Here is a 25,118-nt window from a genome sequence, read left to right as displayed (position 1 = left end):
CGATAATTAGATATTCTTGCTCTCTCCGGTTCAATCATCCGTTCGCTCATTGTGTGGGGGCGTAGGCGGCCGGAGGAGAAAAAATAAAAAGGGAATGACGACCGCAATAGCCAAACTCTTTATCATTCGCAGCGACCTACGCAGATTCCCGCAATAAGCACGCTCACCATAAAAAAAATCCCCACCAATATCGGTAGGGCGGTACCTTTTACTGAGGGAAATAGAATGAGCAAAGGAATAAAAATGCCTAATTCCGTGATGAGATTAACAATATCAAATAAAAAAATAATTAATTACGTACCTCATATTGTGACGTTCATCATATTATTTTTTATCTGCCAGCAGCTCGCCCAATTAACCTGGAAAATAATTCTCCCGGTAAACTTTACGGATAACGCATTAAGCTCTGCCGATACGACGGTGCCCGCCGCGCCCTCCCCGGAAAAGGCACTGCCGCGCTTTACGCTATTTGGCGTGGCGGAGAAAACACCCTCCTCCGCGCACGGCGACAACCTCGAGCAGGCGCCCGTTTCGGCGCTCAAACTGCGCGTAACCGGCCTGCTCGCCAGTACCGATCCCTCTCGCGCCATTGCCATCATGGTGCAGGGTAATCAACAGGTTAGCTTGGGAGTCGGCGATAATACGCCGGGCGGAGAGGCGAAAATTGTCGCCATTTCCCCCGACCGCCTGATTGTTAATTACCGCGGCAGAAATGAGGCTATCCCGCTGTTTAACGACCTGCCCGCCGCCGGCAAAAATAGCGCCGCGCCGCCAGCCGGCCAATTGGCGCAGGAGCTCCGCGCGCAGCCGCAAAATATTCTTCATTACCTCAATATTTCGCCGGTCATGGTCAACGACAAGCTCAGCGGATATCGCCTGAATGCGGGAAAAAAACCGGCGTTATTTCGCCAGGCGGGTCTCAAGGAAAACGATCTGGCGATTGCCCTGAACGGCCTGGATCTCCGCGATAAAGAACAGTCTCGCCAGGCATTAGCTCAGCTACCGGAATTAACCGAAATAACCCTTACCGTTGAACGCGACGGCCAGAACCAAGATATTTCTCTAGATCTGAGGGATGAATAATTGATCATCACCAACGTTACCCGCCCATTTTTCCTGACGCTGCTGATATTCGCCGCGCTGATATTCAAACCGGCCGCGGCGGAAGAGTTTTCCGCCAGCTTTAAGGGCACCGATATTCAGGAATTTATCAATACGGTCAGTAAAAACCTGAATAAAACGGTCATTATCGATCCCAGCGTACGCGGCACCATTACCGTACGTAGCTACGATATGCTCAACGAAGAGCAATATTATCAATTTTTCCTCAGCGTCCTCGATGTCTATGGCTTCGCGGTGATTAATATGAATAACGGCGTCCTGAAAGTCGTTCGTTCGAAGGATGCGAAAACCGCCGCGGTGCCGGTGGCGAGCGATGCCGCACCGGGTACTGGCGATGAGGTCGTCACCCGCGTCGTGCCGCTGACTAACGTCGCCGCCCGCGATCTGGCGCCGCTGCTGCGCCAGCTTAACGATAACGCCGGCGCGGGCAGCGTGGTGCACTATGAACCCTCCAACGTCCTGCTGATGACCGGCCGCGCGGCGGTGATCAAGCGTCTGTTGACCATCGTCGAACGCGTCGATAACGCCGGAGACCGCAGCGTGGTGACAGTTCCCCTCTCATGGGCCTCCGCCGCCGATGTGGTCAAGCTGGTGACTGAACTCAACAAAGATACCAGCAAATCGGCCCTGCCCGGCTCGATGGTCGCCAACGTGGTGGCCGACGAGCGCACCAACGCGGTGCTGGTCAGCGGCGAGCCCAACTCGCGCCAGCGGATCGTCGCCATGATTAAGCAGCTCGATCGCCAACAGGCGACGCAGGGCAACACCAAAGTGATCTATCTGAAATACGCCAAAGCCGCCGACCTGGTCGAAGTGCTGACCGGCATCAGCAGCACGATGCAGAGCGAAAAGCAGGCCGCGAAGCCAGTGGCGGCGCTGGATAAAAATATTATTATCAAAGCGCACGGACAGACCAACGCCCTGATTGTCACCGCCGCCCCTGACGTGATGAACGATCTTGAACGGGTAATCGATCAGTTGGATATCCGCCGTCCACAGGTGCTGGTGGAGGCGATCATCGCCGAAGTGCAGGACGCTGACGGTCTTAACCTCGGCATCCAGTGGGCCAATAAAAACGCCGGGATGACCCAGTTCACCAACAGCGGTCTGCCAATATCTACGGCCATCGCCGGGGCCAACCAGTACAACAAAGACGGCACCGTCAGCAGCTCCCTGGCCAGCGCCCTTAGCTCCTTCAACGGCATTGCCGCCGGCTTCTACCAGGGCAACTGGGCAATGCTGCTCACCGCACTCTCAAGCAGCACCAAGAACGATATTCTCGCCACGCCGAGCATTGTCACCCTCGACAACATGGAGGCCACCTTTAACGTCGGCCAGGAAGTCCCGGTGCTGACCGGCTCGCAAACCACCTCCGGCGATAACATCTTCAATACCGTCGAGCGTAAAACCGTCGGCATCAAGCTGAAGGTAAAGCCGCAAATTAACGAAGGCGATTCGGTCCTGCTGGAGATCGAACAGGAGGTATCGAGCGTGGCGGATGCCGCCTCCAGCACCAGTTCGGATCTCGGCGCGACCTTCAATACCCGTACGGTGAATAACGCCGTACTGGTCGGCAGCGGCGAAACGGTGGTCGTCGGCGGCCTGCTGGATAAAAGCGTCTCCGACACCGCCGATAAAGTCCCTCTGCTCGGCGATATCCCGGTGATTGGCGCGCTGTTCCGCTCCACCAGCAAAAAGGTCTCCAAGCGCAACCTGATGCTGTTCATTCGTCCAACGGTGATCCGCGACCGAGACGAGTACCGTCAGGCTTCATCCGGGCAGTACACCGCGTTTAACGACGCCCAGAGCAAACAGCGCGGCAAAGAGAACAACGACGCGATGCTGAGTAACGATCTGCTGGAGATCTACCCGCGCCAGGATACCGCCGCGTTCCGCCAGGTCAGCGCCGCCATCGACGCGTTCAATCTGGGAGGCAATCTATGATGCCCGCCGCTGAACGACGTCCGCTGCTCCCCTTCAGCTACGCCCGCGCGCACAACGTGATGCTCCTGAGCAACGGCGCAAGCTGCGAGGTTTTCTGCCTTGCCGCCACCGCGCCGCAGACGCTGCTGGAAGCTCGCCGGGTGGCCGGGATGCCGTTCAGCCTGGAACGACTGGAAGCAGAGGCGTTCGAAAAGCTGCTGGTGCTAAGCTATCAGCGCGACTCCGCCGAGGCGCGGCGCATGATGGCGGATATCGGCAACGAGCTGGATCTGTACACCCTTGCCGAAGAGCTGCCGGACACCGACGATCTTCTGGATAGCGAAGACGACGCGCCGATCATCCGCCTGATTAACTCCATGCTCACCGAGGCTATCAAAGAGAAAGCGTCGGATATTCATATCGAAACCTATGAACGCCACCTGCAAATTCGCTTTCGCGTCGACGGCGTACTGCGCGAAATCCTGCGCCCCCAGCGCCGCCTCGCCGCGCTGCTGATCTCGCGCATTAAGGTGATGGCGAGCCTTGATATCGCCGAAAAACGCATTCCTCAGGATGGGCGCATGGCGCTGCGTATTGGCGGACGCGCCGTCGATGTCCGCGTCTCCACCCTGCCGTCGAGCTACGGCGAACGCGTGGTGCTGCGTCTGCTCGATAAAAACAGCGTTAATCTCGATCTGCTGACCCTCGGGATGCCGCCCGCGCTGCTTCAGCAGGTAGATGGACTGATCGCTCGCCCGCACGGCATCGTGCTGGTGACCGGGCCGACCGGCTCGGGAAAAAGCACCACCCTCTACGCCGCGCTAAGCCGCCTCGATGCCCGCGAGCGCAACATCATGACCATTGAAGATCCTATCGAATATGAGCTGGAGGGCATCGGTCAGACTCAGGTTAACGCGAAAGTCGATATGACCTTTGCCCGCGGGCTGCGCGCCATTTTGCGCCAGGACCCTGACGTGGTGCTGGTGGGCGAAATCCGCGACGGCGAAACGGCGCAAATCGCCGTTCAGGCCTCGCTAACCGGCCATCTGGTGCTCTCAACGCTGCATACCAATAGCGCGCTGGGCGCCATCTCGCGCCTGCAGGATATGGGCGTCGAGCCTTTTCTGCTCTCCACCTCGCTGCTGGCGGTGATGTCGCAGCGGCTGGTGCGCCGGCTCTGCCCGCACTGTCGCCAGCAGGAGCCGGCCAATGCCGATACCGCCCGCCAGATGGAGATCGCCCCCGGCACGGCGCTCTGGCAGCCCCGGGGCTGCGCCGAGTGCGGCTTTACCGGCTATCGCGGACGTACCGGCATTCACGAACTATTGCTGGTGGACGATCGCGTGCGCATGGCTATCCACCGCGGCGAAAACGAGGTGACGCTGATCCAACAGCTGGGAGCGGACTATATCACCCTACGCCATGCCGGGCGGGAAAAGGCGCTGGCGGGGATCACCAGCTGGCAAGAGGTCCTGCGGGTCACCGAACAGCAGATCGCGGAGGCCTCCTGACATGGCGCTTTTTCGCTATCAGGCTGTTGATGAAAAGGGTAAAACCCGGCGCGGCATCCAGCAGGCGGACTCCGCCCGCCACGCGCGCCAGCTGCTGCGGGATAAGAACTGGCTGGCCCTGGATATTGCCCCGGCTGCCGGCGGCGGGCAACCGCGCTTTATCCGCCGGACTAACGCCCGCGATCTCGCCCTCGTCACCCGCCAGCTGGCGACGCTGGTCGCCGCCGCCATCCCGCTGGAAAAAGCGCTCGACGCGGTGGCCCAGCAGTGTGAGAAACCGCAGCTGAAAACCCTGATTGCCGGCGTGCGCGGCAAAGTGCTGGAAGGCCACGCGCTGGCGGAAGCGATGCGCGGCTACCCTGGCTGCTTCGACGCGCTCTACTGCGCGATGGTCGCCGCCGGCGAAGCTTCCGGCCATCTTGATGGCGTACTGAACCGGCTGGCGGACTACACCGAACAGCGCCAGCAGCTGCGCGCCCGGCTGCTGCAGGCGATGATTTACCCCATCGTGCTAACCCTGGTGGCGGTCAGCGTGATCGTCATTCTGCTGTCGACGGTGGTGCCGAAGGTTGTCGAGCAGTTTATCCACCTTAAGCAGGCGCTGCCGTTTTCTACCCGTCTGCTGATGGCGATGAGCGATATGCTGCGCGCCGCCGGTCCGTGGCTGCTGCTCGCCGCCATGCTCATGGCTCTGCTGCTGCGCTACCTGCTGCGGCAGCCGGCAAAGCGGCTGGCCTGGCACAGACTGCTGCTGCGCCTGCCGTTGATTGGCCGGGTCGCGCGCAGCGTTAACAGCGCCCGCTACGCCCGTACTCTGAGCATTCTCAACGCCAGCGCCGTTCCGCTGCTGCTGGCGATGCGCATCAGCGCGGAAGTATTAAGCAACGCCTGGGCTAAGCGCCAGCTCGAAGCCGCCAGCGACGCGGTACGCGAAGGCGTCAGCCTGCATCGCGCGCTCGAAATGACCCAGCTTTTCCCGCCGATGATGCGCTATATGGTCGCCAGCGGCGAACAGAGCGGCGAGCTCAACGACATGCTGGCGCGCGCGGCAGATAACCAGGACCGGGATCTGAGCGCGCAAATTCAGCTGGCCCTCAGCCTGTTTGAACCCCTGCTGGTAGTGGCGATGGCCGGCATGGTGCTGTTTATCGTCCTCGCCATTCTGCAACCGATACTGCAACTCAATACCCTGATGAGTATGTAATTGTTCTAATGGAGAAAAATATGCAACGACAGCGCGGCTTCACCTTACTGGAAATCATGGTGGTGATTGTTATCCTCGGCGTACTCGCCAGCCTCGTGGTGCCCAATCTGATGGGCAACAAAGAAAAGGCCGATCGGCAAAAAGTGGTCAGCGATCTTGTGGCGCTCGAGGGGGCGCTGGATATGTACAAACTGGACAACAGCCGCTATCCCACCACCGAGCAGGGGCTGCAGGCGCTGGTCAGCGCGCCATCGGCCGAGCCGCACGCGCGCAACTATCCCGAAGGCGGCTATATTCGCCGTCTGCCGCAGGATCCCTGGGGCAACGATTACCAGCTGCTAAGCCCCGGCCAGCATGGACAGGTCGATATTTTCAGCCTCGGGCCGGACGGCGTGCCGGAGAGCAATGACGATATCGGCAACTGGACGATTGGGAAAAAATAGTGCGACAGCGCGGCTTTACGTTGCTGGAGATGATGCTCATTTTGCTGCTGATGGGGGTCAGCGCAGGCATGGTGCTGCTGGCCTTCCCCTCCTCGCGCGATGATAGCGCGGCGCAAACCCTGGCGCGCTTTGAGGCGCAGCTGCGCTTTGTCCAGCAGCGAGGTCTACAAACCGGTCAATTTTTTGGCGTCTCGGTGCATCCCGATAGATGGCAGTTTCTGGTCCTGCAATCCCGCGAAAGCCATGAGCCCCCCTCTGTCGGCAACGACTGGAACGGCTATCGTTGGCTGCCGCTAAGCGCCGGACGCGTCGCCACTTCGGGTAACGTCGTCGGGGACAAGCTACGCCTCGCTTTTCCGCAGGGCGAGGCCTGGACGCCGGGCGACAACCCCGATGTGCTGATCTTTCCCGGCGGGGAGATGACCCCCTTTCGGCTGACCGTCGGCGAAGCCACGGGTATCGCGTTTAATGCGCGCGGCGAAAGCCAGCCTCAACCGCAGGAGGCGCCATGAAAAAGCAGGCCGGCATGACACTAATAGAAGTGATGGTCGCGCTGGTGGTCTTCGCCCTTGCCGGGCTGGCGGTGGTGCAGGCCACGCTCCAGCAAACCCGCCAGCTGGGGCGAATGGAGGAGAAAATTCTGGCCGGCTGGCTGGCGGACAATCAGCTGGTGCAGCTACGGCTGGAAAATCGCTGGCCCGCGCTGAGCTGGTCGGAAACCACGGTGCAGACGGCGGGCGTCAGCTGGCACATTCGCTGGCAGGGCGTGGAAACCGACCTCCCGCAGCTGCGAGCGCTGGACGTCGAGGTCCGCCATGCCAAAAGCGAAAAGATGCCCGTCTCTTCGCTGCGCACCTACGTGACGCCGCCATGATCCAGCGAGCTCACGGATTTACCCTCGTTGAAATGCTGCTGGCGTTGGCCATCCTCGCCGCGCTCAGCGTCGCTGCGGTCACGGTGCTGCAAAATGTGATGCGCGCCGATACGCTCACCCGCGATAAAGGCGAGCGCATCCAGACGCTGCAGCAAACGTTCAGCCAGATGGCGGCGGACTTTAGCCAAATCATTCCCCGCCGCAGCCGCGACAGCGCGAGCCTGTTTTTTGCCGGACGCTTTCAGCTCGGCAGCGACGACTGGGCGATCGCTTTTAGCCGCAACGGTTGGCCCAACCCTCTGGGGCTTCTGCCGCGTTCGGAAATTCAGAACGTCAGCTACCGCCTGCGCGGCAGCCACCTGGAGCGCCTGAGCTACGACCAGCAGGACCCGCTGCCAGGTAGTCTGCCTACGGTGACCGTTATGCAGCGCAACGTGCAGGCGTTTCGTCTGCGCTTTTACGCCAGCGGCCGCTGGCTGGATGAATGGCAGCAGCCGCAGAGGCTGCCCCAGGGGCTGGAGGTCACCCTGACGCTGGAGCCATACGGCGAGATCCGAAGGCTGTTTCTGCTTACGCCGGGAGGCAGCCAATGAATACCCGCCAGCGCGGCGTCGCCCTGCTTATGGTGCTGCTGATCCTCGCTCTGATGATGGTGCTGGCGAGCGCCATGACCGAGCGCAGCGCGCGGATGTATCAGCAAACCGCGACGACCCTCGATAACCTGCAGGCCAAATGGTACGCGCTGGGGGCGGAAACCCTGACGGCGGCGTTGCTACAACGCGACGCGCTCGACTCGCCGAACCAAACCCATCTGGCGCAGAACTGGGCCCAGCAGGGGCGACGTTTTACGCTCAATGACGGCGAGATCTACGCCACGATTACCGACGCTCAGGCCTGCTTCAACCTCAACGCCATTAACCAGCTCAGCGGCGACGAAAGCGTTGAAATCCCTTATCCCGCACAGGTTTTTACCCGACTGCTGGAGAATCTCGGCAGCGAGCCGCTGCGCGCCTTACAGCTGACCGCCGCCCTGCGCGACTGGGTGGACAGCGATCGCCAGCCGCTGCTGAACGGCGCGGAAGATGAAGTCTATATGGCGCAATCCCCCGGCTATCTGAGCGGCAATCAGCCGCTGCAGGATGTCAGCGAACTGCGCCTGCTGGCCGGGATGGACGCGACGCTCTATCAGCGTCTGCTGCCCTACGTCTGCGCGCCTCCGGACGATGCGCTGCAGGTGAACGTCAATACCCTGCAGCCCGCTCAGGCCGCGCTACTGTCGGCGCTCTTCCCGGCTGAACTCACCCTTGCCGAAGCCCGGCAGCTGCTGCAGGCGCGCGCGGCCACCGGCTGGAGCAGCGTCGCCGCTTTCCTGTCGCAGCCGATACTACAAAAAACCGATACCGCCGCCGCGCGTCCGTGGCTGACGGTGCGCAGCGAGCGTTTTATCGCCACCTTCAGCGTAGTGATGGGCAGCGCCCGCTATCAGCAACGTAGCCTCCTGCAAAAGCAGGGGCGAACCTTCGGCGTCGTCCAGCGGCGCTATGGAATCTATTGGGTAGCCGATGAATAACCACCATACCTCTTCCGCCACCGTGCTGATTATTCGCCTCAATCCTGATGCCGCGACGGCGATATGGCGGCTGGCCGCGCCGGGCGACGAGGCGCAGAGCGGAGAATGGCATCCTGACGCTGGCGATCCGACGCTCAACCTGCTGGCGCAACATTATCCGGCCTGGGTGCTGGTGCCCGCCAGCGACTGCGCGTTTCATCGCGTTACTCTGCCCGCCGGCGTGCGCCGAAATGCGCAGCAGGCCCTGGCGTTTTTACTCGAAGAACAGCTGGCAACAGAGGTCGAGGAGAGCCATTTTGCCCTGCTCCACCGGGATAAAAGCGATTGTGCCGTGGCGGTGGTCGGGCGGGAGAAGATGCGCGCCTGGCAGGCCTGGTGCGAACAACTCGGACTCAACGTGCTGGCACTGACGCCGGATGCCCTAACCCTGCCGCACAACCCAACCGGCTGGAGCGCCGTACGCTGCGGCGAGCAGTGGCTGTTTCGCCACGATTCGGAGAGCGGTATGGCGGTGGAAACCTCATGGCTCGGCGAACTGCTGGTTCACTGGCCTGACCTCGCGCCCATCGCCTGCTACTCGCCGCCGCCGGATATTGCCGCACCGTGGCAACCTCTGCCGACGCAGGATTTGCTGGAGCTGGCGGCGAGCAACCCGCAGGCGCGTAAAACCTGCTTATGCCAGGGCGATTTTGCCCCTGAACGCCGCCGGGCGCCGACGCCCCGACGCTGGCGCCCGGCTCTCGCCGCTGCGCTGGCGCTACTGCTGCTGTGGAGCGGGAATCGCCTCCACGACCATCTCGCGCTGGCGCGCCAGGCCGACGCCGCGGTACAGGCCAGCCGTGACTTTTACCGCCAGTGGTTCAAAAGCGAAAAAAACCTCGTCAATCCACGTCTGCAAATGCAGCAGCATCTGCGTCGGCTGGCAAGCACAAGCGCCCGGCCGGCGATCATCTCGCAGCTCGGCGCTCTGCAGCAAATCATTGCTGAAACGCCGGGCATTCGCCTGCGAACCCTGAGCTATGATGCCGGGCGCAACGCGCTGCAGCTGGAGATATCCGCCGTCTCATCGCAGGCTCTGGAGCAGTTCAGCCAGCGGGCGCGGGCCGGCTTCCGCGTGCAGAGCGGGGAAATGAAACCGCACGCCGACGGTATTGAAGGGCGTCTGACGCTGGAGGATAACGATGCATAACCTGATGACCTTATGGCAACAGCGTACGCGCCGCGAACGGCATCTGCTGCTGGGCATGGGCGTGATGCTGATTATCGGCCTGGTCTATTACGCTTTATGGCAGCCCTGGCAAAGTCGCGAGACGCAGTGGCGGCAAACGCTGACCCGAGAGCAGGCCAGTCTGCAGTGGATGCGCCAGCAGACTCCCCTTCTGCAGCAGCTTCGCCAGCAGAAATCGCCTGCCGCGCCGCAAGAGCCATCAACGGTGATTATGCGCGAAGCCGCCCGCCACGGGATCGCCATCGTTCGCCTGCAGCCGCAGGGAGCTCGCCTGGGCCTTAGCGTGCAGCCCGCCGATTTTCAGGCGCTGATGGCATGGCTCGACGCGCTGGGGCAGGTGGGGATGACCACCGTTACGCTGACGGTGGCCGCCGTGGCGCAGCAGCCCGGCCGGGTCACCGTCACTACGCTGGTGCTGGAGCGCAGCGATGAAAAATAAAATCACTATCGGCCTGCTGCTGGCGGCGGTCTATCTCTTCTGGCTGCTGCTTAGCGCGCCAGCGAGACTGCTGGCCCTGGCGCTGCCGGAAGGCGCGCGGCTCGGCGAAACCACGGGCACCCTGTGGCAAGGAGAAGCCCGTCAGGCCAGCTGGCGCGGTTTTGACATCGCCCATTTACGCTGGGAGTTTGGCTTTTCGTCGTGGCTTCCCGGCTGGCATATCGCGTTTAGCGCCCCCTCCGGCCTGCGCGGCCAGACCTGGCTGCACGGCCTGAACGAGTTTGTGGTGCTCGAGGGCCGACTCGTGATTCCGGCCCGGACGATCGGCCAGCGGCTGGCGCTCGGGATACCGCTGGAAGCTCGTGGCCAGGTGATGCTGACGCTACCGGAAGCCCGTTTTAACGCTGGCGGCTGCCGACAGATAAGCGCGGGCGCCGTGCAGTGGCAGGATGCGGCGCTCACCTCCCCCGCCGGTTCGCTCGAACTGGCCCAGGTTAGCGGCAAACTAAGCTGCACCCCGGCGGGCGCGCTGGCTATCGCCCTGACCCAGGATTCCCATCAGCTTAGCCTCACCGGACAGGGCGTTCTGACGCCCGACGGGCGCTATACGTTTAACGGCATGCTGCAAACCCGTCAGGCGGCTCCGGCGCTGCTGACGCTGCTGGTTGCGCAAACCGGCCGTAAAGATAAGCAGGGGCGCACGCCGTGGCAGTGGCAGGGACAGTGGCTATCCGAGGAGAAAAAATAGCCGTGGAAAACATCGCATTGTTACCCGAGTTCGCCGCGCAATTCCCGTTAATCTGGAGCGGTTTTTTATTCTTGTCCGGACTGGCGTTCGGCAGCTTTTTTAACGTCGTTATCCATCGTTTACCGCTGATGATGGAGTACGCAGGGGGAGTGAATCTCTGCTTCCCCGCATCGTTCTGTCCGCAGTGCCGTCAGCCCATCGCCTGGCGGGACAATATCCCGCTGCTGAGCTTTTTATGGCTCAAGGGGCGTTCGCGCTGCTGCAGGCGACCGATTTCACGTCGCTATCCGCTGATGGAGCTGGCGACCGGCGCGCTGTTTATGCTGGTCGGGTACCTGATCCCTGCGGGCATGACGCTGCTGGGCGGGTTAATTTTATTGTCGCTGCTGCTAATCCTCGCCGCCATCGACGCACAAACGCAGCTGCTGCCTGACAGGCTGACTCTGCCGCTGCTGTGGGCCGGGCTGCTGTTCAATCTTACCGATCTCTTCGCGCCGCTGGCGGAGGCGGTCGTTGGCGCGATGGCCGGGTATCTATCGCTGTGGTCAGTGTACTGGGTGTTCCGTCTGCTGACCGGTAAAGAGGCGCTGGGCTACGGTGATTTCAAGCTGCTGGCGGCGCTCGGCGCGTGGCTCGGCTGGCAGGCGCTGCCGCATACGCTGCTGCTGGCTTCCGCCAGCGGCCTGATCTGGACGCTGCTGCAGCGCCTGGTAACCCGTCGTTCGCTCGAACAGCCTCTGGCCTTCGGCCCCTGGCTGGCGCTGGCGGGCGGCGGCATCTTTTTGTGGGGCCAGGTATAAAATATCCCCTGCTCGCGCTGCGCTTAGCAGGGCTACGGGCGGTGCTGGTCGGGTAGCCGGGTAAGGCGTTTACGCCGCAACCCGGGAACTCTCCGGCTACGAATACTTTTTGGTGCGGCGGGTCGGGGCGGTATTGGCCGGATCGTCGGGCCAGACGTGCTTCGGATAGCGCCCTTTCATCTCTTTTTGTACCTCGCGGTAGCTCCCCTGCCAGAACGCGCCTAAATCACGGGTGATCTGCAGCGGGCGCTGCGCCGGCGAAAGCAGCTCCAGCACCAGCGGCACCCGCCCCTGGGCGATAGTCGGAGTGGTCGCCTCGCCAAACATCTCCTGCATTCGCACCGCCAGCGCCGGCGGGTTTTCATCGTGATAGCGAATCGCAATGCGGCTACCGGTCGGCACCGTATAATGCGTGGGCAGCTCGCTGTCCAGCTTCTGGCGCAGCGGCCACGGTAGCCAGTTTTGCAGCGCCTGACGCACGTCCAGCGCCTTCAGAGCCCGCAGCGAATGGACGCCCGCCATCTGCGGCAGCAGCCACTGTTCAAGCGAGGCCAGCAGCGACGCCTCATCAACGGCCGGCCACGCCTCCTCCGGCAGCCACTGCGCCGCGCAGTGCAGCCGCAGACGCAGCTGCTCCGCCTCCGGCGTCCAGTTGAGCACGTTCAGTCCCTTCTCGCGGATCCCGTTAAGCATCGCCTGATGCAGCTCCTCTTCCGCTGGCTTCGCCAGCGGCTGGGTCTTGATGACCAGGCGTCCGATACAGGTGCGCCGCCAGGCCTTCAGCGTGCCTGGCGCCTCATCCCACTCGACGATATCGGAACGCCGGACCAGCGCCGGACACTGCTCAATCAGCGCGTGAATATCGACCGGCAGCGCCAGCAGGATCCGCGCATCTGGCGATGCGCTCCCCTGCAGCAGCAGCGGCGCAATCAGCCATTCGTGGCGGCTCAGGGCATCATCGGCGTCAAGCATCGCCCCCATCCCGTTAGCCAGCTGGTAGCGCCCCTCCTGACCGCGACGATGGGCGATACGGTCGGCAAAAGCGGAGGCCAGCAGCGCCGCGATGCTGTCGGCGTCGGGCTGACCGCCGCGAACCGCCAGCCTTTTCATCAGCTGCTGCGCCCGCTGCTGCCAGTTGCCCTGCTGACGGGCAAACGCCGCGCTGAGATCGCTATTGCCGCCGCGCGGCGGCTCTTCAAGGATCGCCGCCAGCTTAGCCGCCGTGGCGGCGCCATCGGCATCCTCCGCGGCCGTCAGCATTGCCGCCAGACGCGGATCGTTACCTAACGCCGCCATTTTGCGCCCGTGCGCCGACAGCCGGTCACCTTCCAGCGCAAAAAGGTCAGTGAGCAGACGCCGGGCCGCCGCCAGGTTGGTCGCAGGCGGCAGATCCAGCCAGCTGAGCTGGGCCGGGTCCTGACATCCCCACTGCAATAGCTCCAGCAGTAGCGACGACAAATCGCTTTGCAGGATTTCCGGGTCGCCCTGCGCCGCCGCGCGCTCGGCCTGCTCCTTTGCCAGCAGATGCAGGCAGATACCCGGCTCCAGACGCCCGGCTCGACCGGCGCGCTGGGTCATTGAGGCCTGGCTGATGCGCTGCGTCACCAGGCGAGTGAGCCCGGTCCGGGCGTCAAAGCGCGCGACTCGCTCCTGAGCGCTATCCACCACCAGCCGAATCCCCTCGATGGTCAGACTGGTTTCGGCGATGTTGGTTGCCAGCACCACTTTGCGCATCCCTGCTGGCGCAGGCAGTATCGCCTTACGCTGCTCGCTCAACGGCAACGCGCCGTACAGCGGGCACAGCACAACATCGCTCGCCACCCGCTCCGCCAGCCGCTCCTGCACGCGCTGAATTTCTCCTACCCCGGGCAGAAATAGCAGCATTGAGCCGTTCTCGCTACGCAGCAGCTCTGCGGCGGCTATCGCCACCGCCTCGTCAAAACGCTGATGAGTCGGCAACGGCAAAAAACGCCGTTCAACCGGAAACGCGCGCCCTTCGGAAACGATAACCGGCGCCTCCGGCAGCAGCTTCTGCAGGCGTTCATTATCCAGCGTCGCCGACATAATCAGCAGCTTAAGATCGTCGCGCAATCCCTGCTGGACGTCGAGCAGCAGCGCCAGCGCCAGATCCGCCTGCAGGCTGCGTTCGTGGAATTCATCAAGGATCGCCAGCCCCACGCCGCTCAGCTCAGGATCGCGCTGGATCATCCGCGTTAAAATACCTTCGGTCACCACTTCGAGGCGCGTGTTCGGCCCGACGCAGCTCTCCGCGCGCATGCGATAGCCCACCGTCTCGCCGGGCTTTTCTCCCAGCAGTTCCGCCAGCCGCTGCGCCACGTTACGCGCGGCCAGCCGCCGCGGCTCCAGCAGGATTATGCGTCCGTTGATTTTACCTTCGGCGAGAATTTGCAGCGGCAGCCAGGTGGATTTCCCGGCGCCGGTTGGCGCGTTAAGCAAAACCTGCGGCGCATGCTGCAGGGCAGAGAGAAGTTCAGGGAGGACGGCGGCAACCGGCAATGAGGACACGAAGCGCTCCGGGGGTTAACATGTGAGGGCAAGCATTGTAGCATCCCGATAATTCATTACCGAGTCTCTATCATGTCCGAGCCGAAAAGGCTGTTTTTCGCCATTGAACTTCCTGGAGAAGTTCAGCAGCAGATCGTTCACTGGCGCGCCGCCAGCTTTCCCGAGGATGCGGGTCGACCGGTGGCGGCGGCTAACCTCCATCTGACGCTGGCCTTTCTTGGCGAAGTGAGCGCGGACAAGCAGCGGGCGCTGTCTGCAATGGCCGGACGGATCCGCCAGCCGGGCTTTACCCTGACGCTTGACGATGCCGGGCAGTGGCTACGTTCGCGGGTGGTGTGGCTGGGTACTCGTCAGCCGCCGCGCGGGGTTTTGCAATTAGCGAATATGCTGCGCGCCCAGGCCGCCCGCAGCGGCTGCTATCAAAGCCCGCAGCCGTTTCATCCGCACATCACCCTGCTGCGCGACGCGCGCCACGCGGTGCCTATTCCGCCGCCCGGATTTAGCTGGGCGTTTGCGGTCAACGAATTTGTTCTCTACCAATCCAGCTTTAGCCGCGGACGCACGCGCTATCAGGCGCTGGAACGTTACCCTTTCGACAAGGAAAGCTGATGCTGTTCACTCCTCCCCTGCAGTCCGCCATCCTGATTAAACGTTACAAACGGTTTCTCGCCGACGTCATGACCCCGGATGGACGCGAGCTGACCCTGCACTGCCCCAATACCGGCGCCATGACCGGCTGCGCCGCGCCGGGCGACACCGTCTGGTATTCCACCTCAGATAATCCTAAACGCAAATATGCTCACACATGGGAATTAACTGAAACCGTCGAGGGCGCGACAATTTGTGTTAATACTCTACGTGCTAATACGTTGGCGAAAGAGGCGATTCTGGCAGGTAAAATTCCCGAGCTTGTAGGCTACAACACGCTGAAAAGCGAAGTGAAGTATGGTGATGAAAGCAGCCGTATTGATATTCTGTTACAAGCAGATGACCGACAAAACTGCTATATTGAAGTGAAATCGGTTACGTTGGCGGAAAAGGAATACGGTTATTTCCCCGATGCGGTCACCGAGCGCGGCCAGAAGCACCTGCGGGAGCTGATGAGCGTGGCGACGGCGGGCGATCGGGCGGTGATACTGTTCGCGGTGCTTCATTCCGCGATCGACCGTTTCTCTCCCGCGCATCACATTGATGCCAGATACGCACAGCTATTGATTGAGGCGCAAAACAAGGGGGTGGAAATTCTCGCGTACAAGGCGGAACTTTCTACCGAGATGATGACTCTGAATAAGCCAATTACCGTGGTGTTAACCCCCGGTAAATAAACGGCTAAATAGTATTCGGGTCGCGAGCGCAAATACGCTTTTCCTCACAGGGTTGTCAAGTGTAACGTTTAGATAATTGCTATCCGGAAAAGCATCTGCTATTTATAGCGGCCTGATTTTTCCCCCAACACGGGGATCGATAGTGCGTGTTAAGGAGAAGCAACATGCAAGAAGGGCAAAACCGTAAAACATCGTCCCTGAGTATTCTCTCCATCGCTGGGGTGGAGCCGTACCAAGTGAAGCCGGGCGAAGAGTATATGAACGAAGCCCAGCTGGCGCACTTCAAGCGCATTCTTGAAGCGTGGCGTAATCAACTTAGGGATGAAGTGGATCGCACCGTAACGCATATGCAGGATGAAGCTGCTAACTTCCCGGACCCGGTAGACCGTGCCGCTCAGGAAGAAGAGTTCAGCCTGGAGCTGCGTAACCGCGACCGCGAACGTAAACTGATCAAAAAGATCGAGAAAACGCTGAAAAAAGTCGAAGACGAAGATTTCGGCTTCTGTGAATCTTGTGGCGTCGAGATTGGTATCCGTCGTCTGGAAGCGCGCCCGACCGCCGACCTGTGCATTGATTGCAAAACGCTGGCGGAAATTCGCGAAAAACAGATGGCAGGCTAATCACTTCGCTGATGCATCTCTGGCGGGAGCTTTCTCCCGCCCTGATGCTTTAGTCATATCATGAAAGATTCACACTATATCGGGCGCTTTGCCCCCTCACCCTCCGGTGAACTCCACTTCGGCTCATTAATCGCCGCGCTTGGCAGCTATCTGCAGGCTCGGGCGCAGAACGGTATCTGGCGCGTGCGCATTGAAGATATCGATCCGCCGCGTGAAGTCCCCGGCGCCGCTGAAACTATCCTTCGTCAATTAGACCACTACGGCCTGCACTGGGACGGAGAGGTACTCTGGCAGTCAAAACGTCACGAAGCCTATCGCGAGCGCCTGGCCTGGCTGCGCGAGCAGGGCCTCTGCTACTACTGCACCTGCACCCGCGCGCGTATCCACGGTATGGGCGGCATCTACGACGGTCACTGCCGGGATTTACGCCTCGGCGCGGAAAACGCCGCTCTGCGTCTGCGGCAAACTCGTCCAGTCCTTGAATTTTATGACCAGCTGCGCGGCACCATCGTTGCCGACGAGCCGCTGGCGCGCGAAGATTTTATTATCCATCGCCGCGATGGGCTGTTCGCCTATAATCTGGCGGTGGTGGTGGACGATCATTTTCAGGGCGTCAGCGAAATCGTCCGCGGCGCCGATCTTATCGAACCAACGGTACGGCAGATTTCTCTCTATCAGCATTTTGGCTGGCAGGCGCCGGATTATATCCATTTACCGCTGGCCCTCAACGCGCAGGGCAATAAACTGTCGAAGCAAAACCACGCTCCGGCACTGTCTGAAGGCGACCCGCGGCCAGAAATTGTGCGGGCGCTAACGTTTCTTAATCAGGATGTCATTCAGGAATGGCAGACGCTGAGCATTGAGGATTTACTCCAGTACGCGATAGCGAACTGGCGGCCGGAGCAAATCCAGCATTCTCAAATGCGTTCCGCTGAGCTATGATTAGCCGCTATTTTTTTGTCCTGAAGTCCGTCTGACACTACGAGGTGTACCATTTTTACCCGAGTCGCTAATTTTTGCCGTAAGGTGCTAAGCCGTGAAGAGCGCGAGGCAGAAGCCGCCGTCGAACAACTACATATGACGGTTATCCCGCGTGAGCAGCATGCAATTTCCCGCAAAGATATCAGTGAAAATGCCCTCAAGGTCATGTACAGACTCAACAAGGCGGGCTACGAATCATGGCTGGTCGGCGGCGGCGTACGCGACCTGCTGCTGGGCAAAAAACCCAAAGATTTTGACGTCACCACCAACGCGACCCCGGAACAGGTGCGTAAGCTGTTCCGCAACTGCCGTCTGGTCGGCCGTCGCTTCCGCCTGGCGCACGTGATGTTCGGGCCGGAAATTATCGAAGTCGCGACCTTCCGCGGCCATCATGAAGGCCACACCACCGATCGCATCACCTCCCAGCGCGGCCAGAACGGCATGCTGCTGCGCGACAACATCTTCGGTTCGATTGAAGAAGACGCCCAGCGTCGCGACTTTACCATCAACAGCCTCTATTACAGCGTGGCGGATTTTACCGTCCGCGACTACGTCGGCGGCATGAAAGATCTGCAGGATGGCGTTATCCGCCTGATCGGCGATCCGGAGACCCGCTATCGTGAAGATCCGGTGCGGATGCTGCGCGCGGTACGTTTTGCGGCGAAGCTCGGCATGAGCATCAGCGAAGAGACCGCCGAGCCGATCCCACGCCTGGCGACGCTGCTGCACGATGTGCCGCCGGCGCGTCTGTTTGAAGAAGTCCTGAAGCTGCTGCAGGCCGGCGACGGATATCAAACCTATATCCTGCTGCGCGAATATAATCTGTTCCAGCCGCTGTTCCCGACCATTACCCGCTACTTCACCGAGCGCGGCGATAGTCCGATGGAGCGTATCATCAGCCAGGTGCTGAAGAATACCGATAACCGTATTCGCAACGACATGCGCGTTAATCCGGCGTTCCTGTTCGCGGTGATGTTCTGGTACCCGCTGCTGGAAACCGCGCAGAAAATCGCTCAGGAGAGCGGGCTGGCCTACTACGATGCCTTCGCGCTGGCGATGAACGACGTGCTGGACGAAGCCTGCCGTACGCTGGCGATCCCGAAACGCATCACCACTCTGGTGCGCGATATCTGGCAGCTTCAGCTGCGGATGTCCCGCCGTCAGGGCAAACGCGCGTGGAAGCTGATGGAGCATCCAAAATTCCGCGCCGCCTACGATCTGCTGGAGCTGCGCGCCGGCGCCGAGAACAATGGCGAACTGCAGCGCCTGACCAAATGGTGGGGCGAGTTCCAGGTCGCCGCGCCGCCGGCTCAGAAAAATATGCTGGATGATTTGGGTGACGATCCGGCTCCACGTCGTCGCAACCGCCGTCCGCGTAAACGCGCGCCGCGTCGCGAAGGTAGCGCATGACGCTTGCTTATATCGCCATCGGCAGCAATCTGGCCTCTCCGCTGGAGCAGGTTAACGCTGCCGTCAACGCGCTGGCGGAGATTCCTGACAGCCGGGTGATAAGCGTTTCCTCTTTCTACCGTACACCGCCGCTGGGGCCGCAGGATCAGCCTGACTACCTCAACGCCGCCGTGGCGCTGGAAACCTCTCTCGCCCCAGAGGCGCTGCTCGACCACACTCAGCGCATCGAGCTGCAGCAGGGCCGTACCCGTAAAGCTGAACGCTGGGGCCCCCGCACGCTGGATCTCGATATCATGCTGTTCGGCGAGGAAGTGTTGAATACTCCGCGCCTGACCGTGCCGCACTACGATATGAAAAACCGCGGCTTTATGCTGTGGCCGCTGTTTGAAATTGCGCCTGAGCTACGTTTCCCCGACGGTTTGGCATTGCGCGATGTTCTGGCCACTCTCGGCGCAGAAAAACCCGCTAGCTGGTAATACCCCTTCATTTTTTAGCAATTACGGCGATCGTGGTAATCGGTTGCCTAAAACCATTGCCCCCCTGAATGCGGCTGCTAGAATGCCGGTTAAAATGACTTTCATCATCAGGAAACGTTATGAAACCGACCACTATCGCCCTGCTGCAGAAATGCAAACAGGAGAAGAAACGCTTCGCCACTATCACCGCCTATGACTACAGCTTTGCAAAGCTGTTTGCCGATGAGGGTATCAACGTGATGCTGGTCGGCGATTCGCTGGGCATGACGGTACAGGGCCACGACTCCACCCTGCCGGTGACCGTAGACGATATCGCCTACCATACCCGCGCGGTGCGCCGGGGCGCGCCAAACTGCCTGCTGCTCGCCGATCTGCCGTTTATGGCTTACGCCACGCCGGAACAAACCTTCGAGAACGCCGCCATCGTGATGCGCGCGGGGGCCAATATGGTCAAAATCGAGGGCGGCGCATGGCTGGCGGATACAGTGAAAATGCTCGCCGAGCGCGCGGTACCCGTGTGCGGACACCTCGGGCTGACTCCCCAGTCGGTGAACGTCTTCGGCGGTTATAAAATTCAGGGGCGCGGCGATGCCGGGCAAGTTCTGCTGGATGATGCGCTGGCGTTAGAAGCGGCGGGCGCACAGCTGCTGGTCCTGGAGTGCGTGCCGGTCGAGCTGGCGAAACGCGTCACCGAGGCGCTCACCATCCCGGTAATCGGCATCGGCGCGGGCAACGTCACCGATGGACAGATCCTCGTGATGCATGATGCCTTTGGTATCACCGGTGGTCACATTCCCAAATTTGCCAAAAATTTCCTGAGCACAGCGGGCGACATGCGCGCCGCGGTACGGCAATATGTTGCCGAAGTGGAGTCCGGTGAATATCCGGGCGAAGAACACAGTTTCCATTAAGGAGTATTGTTGTGCTGATTATTGAAACCCTGCCGCTGCTGCGCCAGCATATCCGCCGTTTACGTCAGGAAGGCAAGCGTATTGCGCTGGTTCCCACCATGGGCAACCTGCACGATGGTCATATGAAGCTGGTCGATGCGGCAAAAGCCAGTGCGGATGTGGTGGTAGCCAGTATTTTCGTCAATCCGATGCAGTTTGACCGCCCGGACGATCTGGCGCGCTATCCGCGAACCCTGCAGGACGATTGCGAGAAGCTGAACAAACGCAAAGTCGATTTAGTTTTTGCCCCTGCGGCGGCGGAAATTTATCCGCACGGCATCGAAAATCAGACTTACGTCGATGTTCCAGGATTGTCGACGATGCTCGAAGGCGCCAGCCGTCCTGGTCACTTCCGCGGCGTTTCGACCATCGTCAGCAAGCTGTTTAACCTGGTACAGCCGGATGTCGCCTGCTTCGGCGAAAAAGATTTCCAGCAGCTGGCGCTCATCCGCAAGATGGTGGCCGATATGGGCTATGACATCGAGATTATCGGCGTGCCGATTATGCGCGCTAAAGATGGGCTGGCGCTGAGCTCGCGCAACGGTTATCTCAGCGCTGAGCAGCGCAAAATTGCGCCGGGACTGCATAAGGTGATGAATAGCGTGGCGGAGAAACTGGCGGCCGGCGAACGTAATCTTGACGAGGTTATCGCGATTGCCGCTCAGGAGCTGAACGAAAAAGGCTTCCGCGCCGATGATATTCAGATCCGCGATGCCGATACGCTGCTCGACCTGACGGAAACCAGTAAGCGAGCGGTGATCCTGATGGCGGCCTGGCTCGGCGAAGCGCGTTTGATCGACAATCAGATCGTCGCACTCGCTGGCTAGACACGGGTTAAAAATCAGGCAATACTGCCAGGAATTTCCTCAAGGCGGACGTCATGTCCGCTTTGTTATCGTTAAGCTTTAAAGGTAGACGTTATGATTCGTAATATGCTGCAGGGCAAACTCCACCGCGTTAAAGTCACGCAGGCCGACCTGCACTATGAAGGCTCCTGCGCTATTGATCAGGATTTCCTCGATGCGTCCGGCATCCTTGAAAACGAGGCTATTCATATCTGGAACGTGACCAACGGTAATCGTTTCACCACCTACGCCATCGCCGCAGAGCGCGGGTCGCGAATTATCTCCGTTAACGGCGCGGCGGCACACTGCGCCAACGTCGGCGATATTTTGATTATCGCCAGTTTCGTCACTATGCCTGACGAAGAAGCCCGCACCTGGCAGCCGAAAGTCGCCTATTTCGAGGGCGAAAACGAAATGAAGCGCCAGGCAAAAGCCATTCCGGTACAGGTTGCCTGATCTACCCCTGCGGCTGATTGCTTATCAGCCGCGACATCGTCTCCAGCGAATCCGTTCTGAGAATATATAGCCTTTTTAATAAGAACGGATTGTCGCCCGGCTTTACCTTACCTCTCACGGTAGTCACCGCCAGATGAAAACCGGCGTCGTTCGCCGCCTGAACCGCCTTAGCGTTATAGCCGCCAAACGGATAAGAAAGATACAGCACGTGGGGATTAAACTGCGCCAGCGCCCGCCGCGAGTGTTCAAAATCAAACAGAATATTGTGATAGCTGCGGCTGAGCAGAATCGGATGACGCCGGGCATCAACCCGATGCAGGAAATGGGTATGTGACTGCACGTCGAAGACATCCTGAATCTGTTTTAACTCGGAAATGCTCATAAACTGCAGCGAGTTCGGCGCCCATTTCTGCGGATGGCGCTTGATGCGCGATGAAATAATAAAAGCCGTAGCGTGAAAGCCATATTGCTTAAGAATCGGGTACGCATAGCGGTTGACCGATTTCAGACCATCGTCAAAAGTGATCACCACCGAACGCGCCGGAAGATTCACTTTATTACGCAGATAACCTTCCAGTTGATACATGCTCAGCGTGGCATAGCCCTGGTCGCGTAGCCAGGTCATTTGGTTGCTGAAGGCGCGAACGGAAGTCGTGGTCGAGGTATGACGAAACCGGGTGTTTTCTTCGTCACGCAGAATATGGTGATAAGTGAGTATGGGGATGCCGTTATCTTCCTGCGCATCCAGACTGCTCACCCACGCCAGGCGGTTACCGATGCGTATCTGAAACCAGGTTTGATTCAACCGATCCCGGAGCTTGCTGATAATCGGATAGCGCAAATTATTCGCCAGGGTGCCGAACGGCGCGCTGCCAGCAGAGGGGCCATCATAGACGGGCGTATCTTTCCAGGTAATGAGATTCTGGTTGCTCAGAGGCTTATGCAGGTCGCCGAGGCTATCCTCAACCCGCTGCTTGCCCTGCACCGGCCCAAGGTGGCCTTTATCGATAAAGCCGGTCGCAAAGCCAAAATTAAACTCGTAGTAATCGGCTGCGGTCGGCACTACCGCCAGTATTTGCCCTGCCCGTACGTTGCCGACGCTCACCACCTGGTTGCCAACCTGCGCCCAGATATCCGCATCTTCGGTCGTTTGCATATAGCGCGCGGGGGTGCCCTGCTGGCTTAACAGGCTGGCGGAAGCGCTGCACGCCGTAAGCAGAAGGAGTAAAACAAACATTCGGGCAAGCATGCGCATCGAACCGGTAGATAAAAACTGCCGTCATTGTAACAAAAGCGCGATCAATACCAATGCTTAATTCCCGTACGGCTCATACAGCAGCCGGAAGGGTGGATTCTTTTGCTGCTGATGCCAGAGACTGCTCACCGCCGGGCCTCCGGCGCTGACAATGGCGTGTCGGAAGGCTTCGCTGCTCAGGCTCTGGCGCAGCAAATACATACTTTCCAGTAATGAATAGTCGATCCCGGAAATCACTTCACAGTGGGTGTGCTTATGGCTCATCAGCGCCGCCACGCAATAAGGCGCCGCGCCGGATTTATCGGTCAGGAAAATAACGCCTTCGCCGCTGTCCGTCTCATGTAGCGCATCGCACATCATACGGCTCAGCATGTTGCTGCTGAGATTGCGCCAGTAGTTGACCGCCCGGCACTGCGTCAACGGCCCAAACTTTTTCTCCAGACGATCCAGCATCTCCTGCGCCAGCTCATCATGACAGGTAATCACCCAACCTAACATCGCCTACCTCCTTAGCAGGCAAACAATTTAGCAAGGCAAATGATGAATATCGGTGATGGCAATCAAATTGTTGGCTGGCGCTTTGCCTCAGTGAGCAGCAAAGCGCCATCGGTGGTTAAATTAGCTGCGCAGCCCGCGTCCGCGCTGGATCAGATACCAGCACAGGAGATAAAACGCGACGATAAACACGACCAGCACGCCGAAGGTCGTCGCCAGCGGAACATCGTTAATTCCGAGGAAGCCGTAGCGGAAGCCGCTGATCATATAGACGATCGGATTGAGATGCGACAGCCCTTGCCAGAAGGGCGGCAGCAGGGTCAGGGAATAAAAAACCCCGCCGAGGTAGGTCAAGGGCGTCAGCACGAAGGTCGGAATAAGGCTGATATCGTCAAAGGTTTTAGCAAACACCGCGTTCAGCAGGCCGGCCAGCGAGAATAGCACGGCGGTCAGTATCAGGGTCAGAGCGACAAATACCCACGAGTGGACCTGGAACGGAACGAAAAATAGCGAAATCGCCGTCACCAGAATCCCGACGCACAGACCGCGGGCAACTCCGCCGCCCACATAGCCGGCGATCACCACGTGCGTGGGGACCGGCGCGACCAGCAGTTCTTCAATATTGCGCTGGAATTTGGCGCTGAAGAAAGAGGACGCCACGTTGGCATAGGCGTTGGTGATCACCGCCATCATGATCAGACCCGGCACGATAAACTGCATATAGGTAAAACCGTGCATCTCACCGATGCGCGAACCGATCAGATTGCCAAAAATGACAAAGTAGAGGGTCATGGTTATCACCGGCGGCACCAGCGTCTGGACCCAGATACGCATAAACCGATGGATCTCTTTGGTCCAGATGCTTTTCAGCGCGACCCAATAAAGCTGCATCATGCTGATTCTCCTTTCCGGTCATGCACCAGCGTGACAAACAGCTCTTCAAGCCGGTTTGCTTTGTTACGCATACTTAATACCTGTATTCCCTGCGCGCTCAGCTGAGTGAACACGCTGTTAATCCCCTGCTCGCGCAGCACTTCTACCTCCAGAGTCGACGTATCGACCAGACGATACTGATAGCCTTCCAGCACCGGCAGCGGGCTTTTGGGAGCCAGGTCGAGAATAAAAGTTTCTGATTTCAGCTTGGCCAGCAGCGCTTTCATCGATGTGTTTTCCACCAGCTCGCCGCGCTGAATAATGCCGATATTGCGGCACAGCATTTCGGCCTCTTCCAGATAGTGGGTGGTCAGGATAATCGTCGTGCCTTTATCGTTGAGATCTTTCAAAAATCCCCACATCGAGCGACGAAGCTCAATATCCACTCCCGCCGTGGGCTCATCGAGGATCAGCAGCTTCGGTTCATGCATCAATGCGCGGGCGATCATCAGGCGGCGCTTCATGCCGCCGGAGAGCATCCGCGCGCGCTCGTTGCGCTTTTCCCATAGGTCGAGCTGTTTGAGGTACTTTTCACTGCGGACGATCGCTTCTTTGCGCTCAACGCCGTAGTAGCCCGCCTGGTTGACCACAATCTGCTGCACGGTTTCAAACGGGTTGAAGTTGAACTCCTGCGGCACCAGACCGAGCTGGCGTTTGGCGTTCACCACATCCTTTTGCAGATCGTAGCCAAAAACATTCACCTCGCCGGAGGTTTTATTTACCAGCGAACTGATAATGCCGATAGTGGTCGATTTCCCCGCGCCGTTAGGCCCCAGGAGCGCGTAAAAATCGCCCGCTTCGACCTGCAGATCGATTCCGCGCAGCGCCTGAACTCCACCGGGGTAGGTTTTCTTGAGCTGTTTTAGTTCCAGAGCAATGGTCATTAAAGGTCTCTTCTCGTGTCGCGACACGCGATGGGTTGTTTTAAAAAATGTGAGGTTACCCTATATTAGCGCAACGCACTTACTTGGTTACAGGCCCGTA

Annotated in this window: 27 protein-coding genes; 22 read left to right on the top strand and 5 right to left on the bottom strand. The window is 59.7% G+C overall.

Going from position 1 to position 25,118, the window contains the following annotated elements; all coding sequences use genetic code 11:
• The first annotated feature begins 243 nt into the window (after positions 1-243).
• From gspC to ABLV12_RS05665, 13 genes are read left to right on the top strand one after another with little or no spacing between them, the layout of a single operon-like run.
• Complete coding sequence (gene gspC / locus ABLV12_RS05725; protein WP_348866895.1) at positions 244-1,083, top strand: type II secretion system protein GspC; 840 nt, start codon at positions 244-246, stop codon at positions 1,081-1,083.
• Positions 1,084-3,066, top strand: a complete 1,983-nt coding sequence (gene pulD, locus ABLV12_RS05720) for a GspD family T2SS secretin variant PulD (protein WP_004107980.1) — start codon at positions 1,084-1,086, stop codon at positions 3,064-3,066. It begins immediately after the preceding gene.
• Entirely contained in the window at positions 3,063-4,556 is a 1,494-nt protein-coding gene (gspE, locus tag ABLV12_RS05715) for a type II secretion system ATPase GspE (protein ID WP_160886603.1), read from the top strand. The genes pulD and gspE overlap by 4 nt, the downstream gene beginning before the upstream one ends.
• 1 nt (position 4,557) lies before the next feature.
• Positions 4,558-5,760, top strand: coding sequence for a type II secretion system inner membrane protein GspF (gspF, locus tag ABLV12_RS05710; RefSeq protein WP_017144958.1), 1,203 nt, complete (start codon positions 4,558-4,560; stop codon positions 5,758-5,760).
• Positions 5,761-5,780: 20 nt separating this feature from the next.
• Positions 5,781-6,203, top strand: a complete 423-nt coding sequence (gspG, locus tag ABLV12_RS05705; protein ID WP_004110681.1) for a type II secretion system major pseudopilin GspG — start codon at positions 5,781-5,783, stop codon at positions 6,201-6,203.
• Positions 6,203-6,715 carry a type II secretion system minor pseudopilin GspH gene (gene gspH / locus ABLV12_RS05700; RefSeq protein WP_325906086.1) on the top strand — a complete coding sequence of 171 codons (513 nt, stop codon included), beginning with the start codon at positions 6,203-6,205 and terminating at the stop codon, positions 6,713-6,715. Before gspG ends, gspH begins: the two co-directional genes overlap by 1 nt.
• Positions 6,712-7,077, top strand: coding sequence for a type II secretion system minor pseudopilin GspI (gspI, locus tag ABLV12_RS05695; protein WP_004110668.1), 366 nt, complete (start codon positions 6,712-6,714; stop codon positions 7,075-7,077). The genes gspH and gspI overlap by 4 nt, the downstream gene beginning before the upstream one ends.
• Positions 7,074-7,670 carry a type II secretion system minor pseudopilin GspJ gene (gene gspJ, locus ABLV12_RS05690; RefSeq protein WP_064398262.1) on the top strand — a complete coding sequence of 199 codons (597 nt, stop codon included), beginning with the start codon at positions 7,074-7,076 and terminating at the stop codon, positions 7,668-7,670. Before gspI ends, gspJ begins: the two co-directional genes overlap by 4 nt.
• Positions 7,667-8,647 carry a type II secretion system minor pseudopilin GspK gene (gene gspK, locus ABLV12_RS05685; RefSeq protein WP_064398264.1) on the top strand — a complete coding sequence of 327 codons (981 nt, stop codon included), beginning with the start codon at positions 7,667-7,669 and terminating at the stop codon, positions 8,645-8,647. The genes gspJ and gspK overlap by 4 nt, the downstream gene beginning before the upstream one ends.
• A complete protein-coding gene (gene gspL, locus ABLV12_RS05680) occupies positions 8,640-9,836 on the top strand; it encodes a type II secretion system protein GspL (protein WP_064398266.1) in 1,197 nt (398 codons plus the stop codon). The genes gspK and gspL overlap by 8 nt, the downstream gene beginning before the upstream one ends.
• A complete protein-coding gene (locus ABLV12_RS05675; protein WP_064398268.1) occupies positions 9,829-10,314 on the top strand; it encodes a type II secretion system protein M in 486 nt (161 codons plus the stop codon). The genes gspL and ABLV12_RS05675 overlap by 8 nt, the downstream gene beginning before the upstream one ends.
• Positions 10,304-11,062, top strand: a complete 759-nt coding sequence (locus tag ABLV12_RS05670; RefSeq protein WP_335269793.1) for a type II secretion system protein N — start codon at positions 10,304-10,306, stop codon at positions 11,060-11,062. The genes ABLV12_RS05675 and ABLV12_RS05670 overlap by 11 nt, the downstream gene beginning before the upstream one ends.
• 2 nt (positions 11,063-11,064) lie before the next feature.
• Complete coding sequence (locus tag ABLV12_RS05665) at positions 11,065-11,862, top strand: A24 family peptidase (RefSeq protein WP_160886609.1); 798 nt, start codon at positions 11,065-11,067, stop codon at positions 11,860-11,862.
• A 96-nt stretch (positions 11,863-11,958) separates the two neighbouring features.
• On the opposite strand, the gene hrpB is transcribed toward ABLV12_RS05665, so the two are convergent.
• The gene (gene hrpB, locus ABLV12_RS05660; protein WP_265782681.1) at positions 11,959-14,388 is read right to left on the bottom strand and encodes an ATP-dependent helicase HrpB; all 2,430 of its coding nucleotides are present in this window, start codon (positions 14,386-14,388) and stop codon (positions 11,959-11,961) included.
• 72 nt (positions 14,389-14,460) lie between these two features.
• Between hrpB and thpR the strand changes: the two genes are divergently transcribed.
• The 9 genes from thpR to panD all read left to right on the top strand — a co-directional run bounded on the left by thpR (position 14,461) and on the right by panD (position 21,451).
• Positions 14,461-14,997 (top strand): RNA 2',3'-cyclic phosphodiesterase, encoded by a 537-nt coding sequence (gene thpR, locus ABLV12_RS05655; protein ID WP_004108002.1) that lies wholly within the window; start codon positions 14,461-14,463, stop codon positions 14,995-14,997.
• Positions 14,997-15,713: a DNA/RNA nuclease SfsA gene (sfsA, locus tag ABLV12_RS05650; protein ID WP_064398274.1), complete on the top strand. Its 717-nt coding sequence runs from the start codon at positions 14,997-14,999 to the stop codon at positions 15,711-15,713. The genes thpR and sfsA overlap by 1 nt, the downstream gene beginning before the upstream one ends.
• 164 nt (positions 15,714-15,877) lie before the next feature.
• Positions 15,878-16,333 carry an RNA polymerase-binding protein DksA gene (dksA, locus tag ABLV12_RS05645; RefSeq protein WP_004098689.1) on the top strand — a complete coding sequence of 152 codons (456 nt, stop codon included), beginning with the start codon at positions 15,878-15,880 and terminating at the stop codon, positions 16,331-16,333.
• Positions 16,334-16,393: 60 nt separating this feature from the next.
• Positions 16,394-17,275, top strand: coding sequence for a tRNA glutamyl-Q(34) synthetase GluQRS (gene gluQRS, locus ABLV12_RS05640; RefSeq protein ID WP_064398276.1), 882 nt, complete (start codon positions 16,394-16,396; stop codon positions 17,273-17,275).
• Between the two features lie 51 nt (positions 17,276-17,326).
• Positions 17,327-18,724 carry a polynucleotide adenylyltransferase PcnB gene (pcnB, locus tag ABLV12_RS05635; RefSeq protein ID WP_071787138.1) on the top strand — a complete coding sequence of 466 codons (1,398 nt, stop codon included), beginning with the start codon at positions 17,327-17,329 and terminating at the stop codon, positions 18,722-18,724.
• Entirely contained in the window at positions 18,721-19,200 is a 480-nt protein-coding gene (gene folK, locus ABLV12_RS05630; protein ID WP_004108010.1) for a 2-amino-4-hydroxy-6-hydroxymethyldihydropteridine diphosphokinase, read from the top strand. Before pcnB ends, folK begins: the two co-directional genes overlap by 4 nt.
• Positions 19,201-19,319: 119 nt before the next feature.
• Positions 19,320-20,111, top strand: a complete 792-nt coding sequence (gene panB / locus ABLV12_RS05625) for a 3-methyl-2-oxobutanoate hydroxymethyltransferase (RefSeq protein ID WP_049593860.1) — start codon at positions 19,320-19,322, stop codon at positions 20,109-20,111.
• Between the two features lie 11 nt (positions 20,112-20,122).
• Positions 20,123-20,977: a pantoate--beta-alanine ligase gene (gene panC / locus ABLV12_RS05620; RefSeq protein ID WP_016809933.1), complete on the top strand. Its 855-nt coding sequence runs from the start codon at positions 20,123-20,125 to the stop codon at positions 20,975-20,977.
• A gap of 93 nt (positions 20,978-21,070) precedes the next feature.
• On the top strand, positions 21,071-21,451 hold the full coding sequence (gene panD / locus ABLV12_RS05615; RefSeq protein ID WP_004108014.1) for an aspartate 1-decarboxylase: 381 nt from the start codon (positions 21,071-21,073) through the stop codon (positions 21,449-21,451).
• Position 21,452: 1 nt separating this feature from the next.
• Here the strand turns inward: panD and ABLV12_RS05610 are convergent, their stop codons facing one another.
• The 4 genes from ABLV12_RS05610 to ABLV12_RS05595 form a co-directional block, all read right to left on the bottom strand.
• On the bottom strand, positions 21,453-22,706 hold the full coding sequence (locus ABLV12_RS05610; RefSeq protein ID WP_004108028.1) for a polysaccharide deacetylase family protein: 1,254 nt from the start codon (positions 22,704-22,706) through the stop codon (positions 21,453-21,455).
• A 57-nt stretch (positions 22,707-22,763) separates the two neighbouring features.
• On the bottom strand, positions 22,764-23,204 hold the full coding sequence (locus ABLV12_RS05605; protein ID WP_348866894.1) for a PTS sugar transporter subunit IIA: 441 nt from the start codon (positions 23,202-23,204) through the stop codon (positions 22,764-22,766).
• A gap of 120 nt (positions 23,205-23,324) precedes the next feature.
• Positions 23,325-24,095, bottom strand: a complete 771-nt coding sequence (locus ABLV12_RS05600) for an ABC transporter permease (protein ID WP_004108033.1) — start codon at positions 24,093-24,095, stop codon at positions 23,325-23,327.
• The gene (locus ABLV12_RS05595) at positions 24,092-25,018 is read right to left on the bottom strand and encodes an ABC transporter ATP-binding protein (RefSeq protein WP_004108035.1); all 927 of its coding nucleotides are present in this window, start codon (positions 25,016-25,018) and stop codon (positions 24,092-24,094) included. Before ABLV12_RS05595 ends, ABLV12_RS05600 begins: the two co-directional genes overlap by 4 nt.
• Between the last annotated feature and the right edge of the window lie 100 nt (positions 25,019-25,118).

It is taken from the genome of Klebsiella sp. CN_Kp100, assembly GCF_040065315.1.
GTDB lineage: Bacteria > Pseudomonadota > Gammaproteobacteria > Enterobacterales > Enterobacteriaceae > Klebsiella > Klebsiella oxytoca.
The sequence above is the reverse complement of the archived record's forward strand: the minus strand, read 5'-3'. Positions and strand labels throughout refer to the sequence as shown.

Coding starts and splice junctions, on each gene's coding strand:
- gspC (WP_348866895.1), top strand. CDS start 244: ATGCCTAATTCCGTGATGAGATTAACAATATCAAATAAAAAAATAATT.
- gspE (WP_160886603.1), top strand. CDS start 3,063: ATGATGCCCGCCGCTGAACGACGTCCGCTGCTCCCCTTCAGCTACGCC.
- gspF (WP_017144958.1), top strand. CDS start 4,558: ATGGCGCTTTTTCGCTATCAGGCTGTTGATGAAAAGGGTAAAACCCGG.
- gspG (WP_004110681.1), top strand. CDS start 5,781: ATGCAACGACAGCGCGGCTTCACCTTACTGGAAATCATGGTGGTGATT.
- gspI (WP_004110668.1), top strand. CDS start 6,712: ATGAAAAAGCAGGCCGGCATGACACTAATAGAAGTGATGGTCGCGCTG.
- gspJ (WP_064398262.1), top strand. CDS start 7,074: ATGATCCAGCGAGCTCACGGATTTACCCTCGTTGAAATGCTGCTGGCG.
- gspK (WP_064398264.1), top strand. CDS start 7,667: ATGAATACCCGCCAGCGCGGCGTCGCCCTGCTTATGGTGCTGCTGATC.
- gspL (WP_064398266.1), top strand. CDS start 8,640: ATGAATAACCACCATACCTCTTCCGCCACCGTGCTGATTATTCGCCTC.
- ABLV12_RS05675 (WP_064398268.1), top strand. CDS start 9,829: ATGCATAACCTGATGACCTTATGGCAACAGCGTACGCGCCGCGAACGG.
- ABLV12_RS05670 (WP_335269793.1), top strand. CDS start 10,304: ATGAAAAATAAAATCACTATCGGCCTGCTGCTGGCGGCGGTCTATCTC.
- thpR (WP_004108002.1), top strand. CDS start 14,461: ATGTCCGAGCCGAAAAGGCTGTTTTTCGCCATTGAACTTCCTGGAGAA.
- sfsA (WP_064398274.1), top strand. CDS start 14,997: ATGCTGTTCACTCCTCCCCTGCAGTCCGCCATCCTGATTAAACGTTAC.
- dksA (WP_004098689.1), top strand. CDS start 15,878: ATGCAAGAAGGGCAAAACCGTAAAACATCGTCCCTGAGTATTCTCTCC.
- gluQRS (WP_064398276.1), top strand. CDS start 16,394: ATGAAAGATTCACACTATATCGGGCGCTTTGCCCCCTCACCCTCCGGT.
- folK (WP_004108010.1), top strand. CDS start 18,721: ATGACGCTTGCTTATATCGCCATCGGCAGCAATCTGGCCTCTCCGCTG.
- panB (WP_049593860.1), top strand. CDS start 19,320: ATGAAACCGACCACTATCGCCCTGCTGCAGAAATGCAAACAGGAGAAG.
- panD (WP_004108014.1), top strand. CDS start 21,071: ATGATTCGTAATATGCTGCAGGGCAAACTCCACCGCGTTAAAGTCACG.
- ABLV12_RS05610 (WP_004108028.1), bottom strand. CDS start 22,706: ATGCGCATGCTTGCCCGAATGTTTGTTTTACTCCTTCTGCTTACGGCG.
- ABLV12_RS05605 (WP_348866894.1), bottom strand. CDS start 23,204: ATGTTAGGTTGGGTGATTACCTGTCATGATGAGCTGGCGCAGGAGATG.
- ABLV12_RS05600 (WP_004108033.1), bottom strand. CDS start 24,095: ATGATGCAGCTTTATTGGGTCGCGCTGAAAAGCATCTGGACCAAAGAG.
- ABLV12_RS05595 (WP_004108035.1), bottom strand. CDS start 25,018: ATGACCATTGCTCTGGAACTAAAACAGCTCAAGAAAACCTACCCCGGT.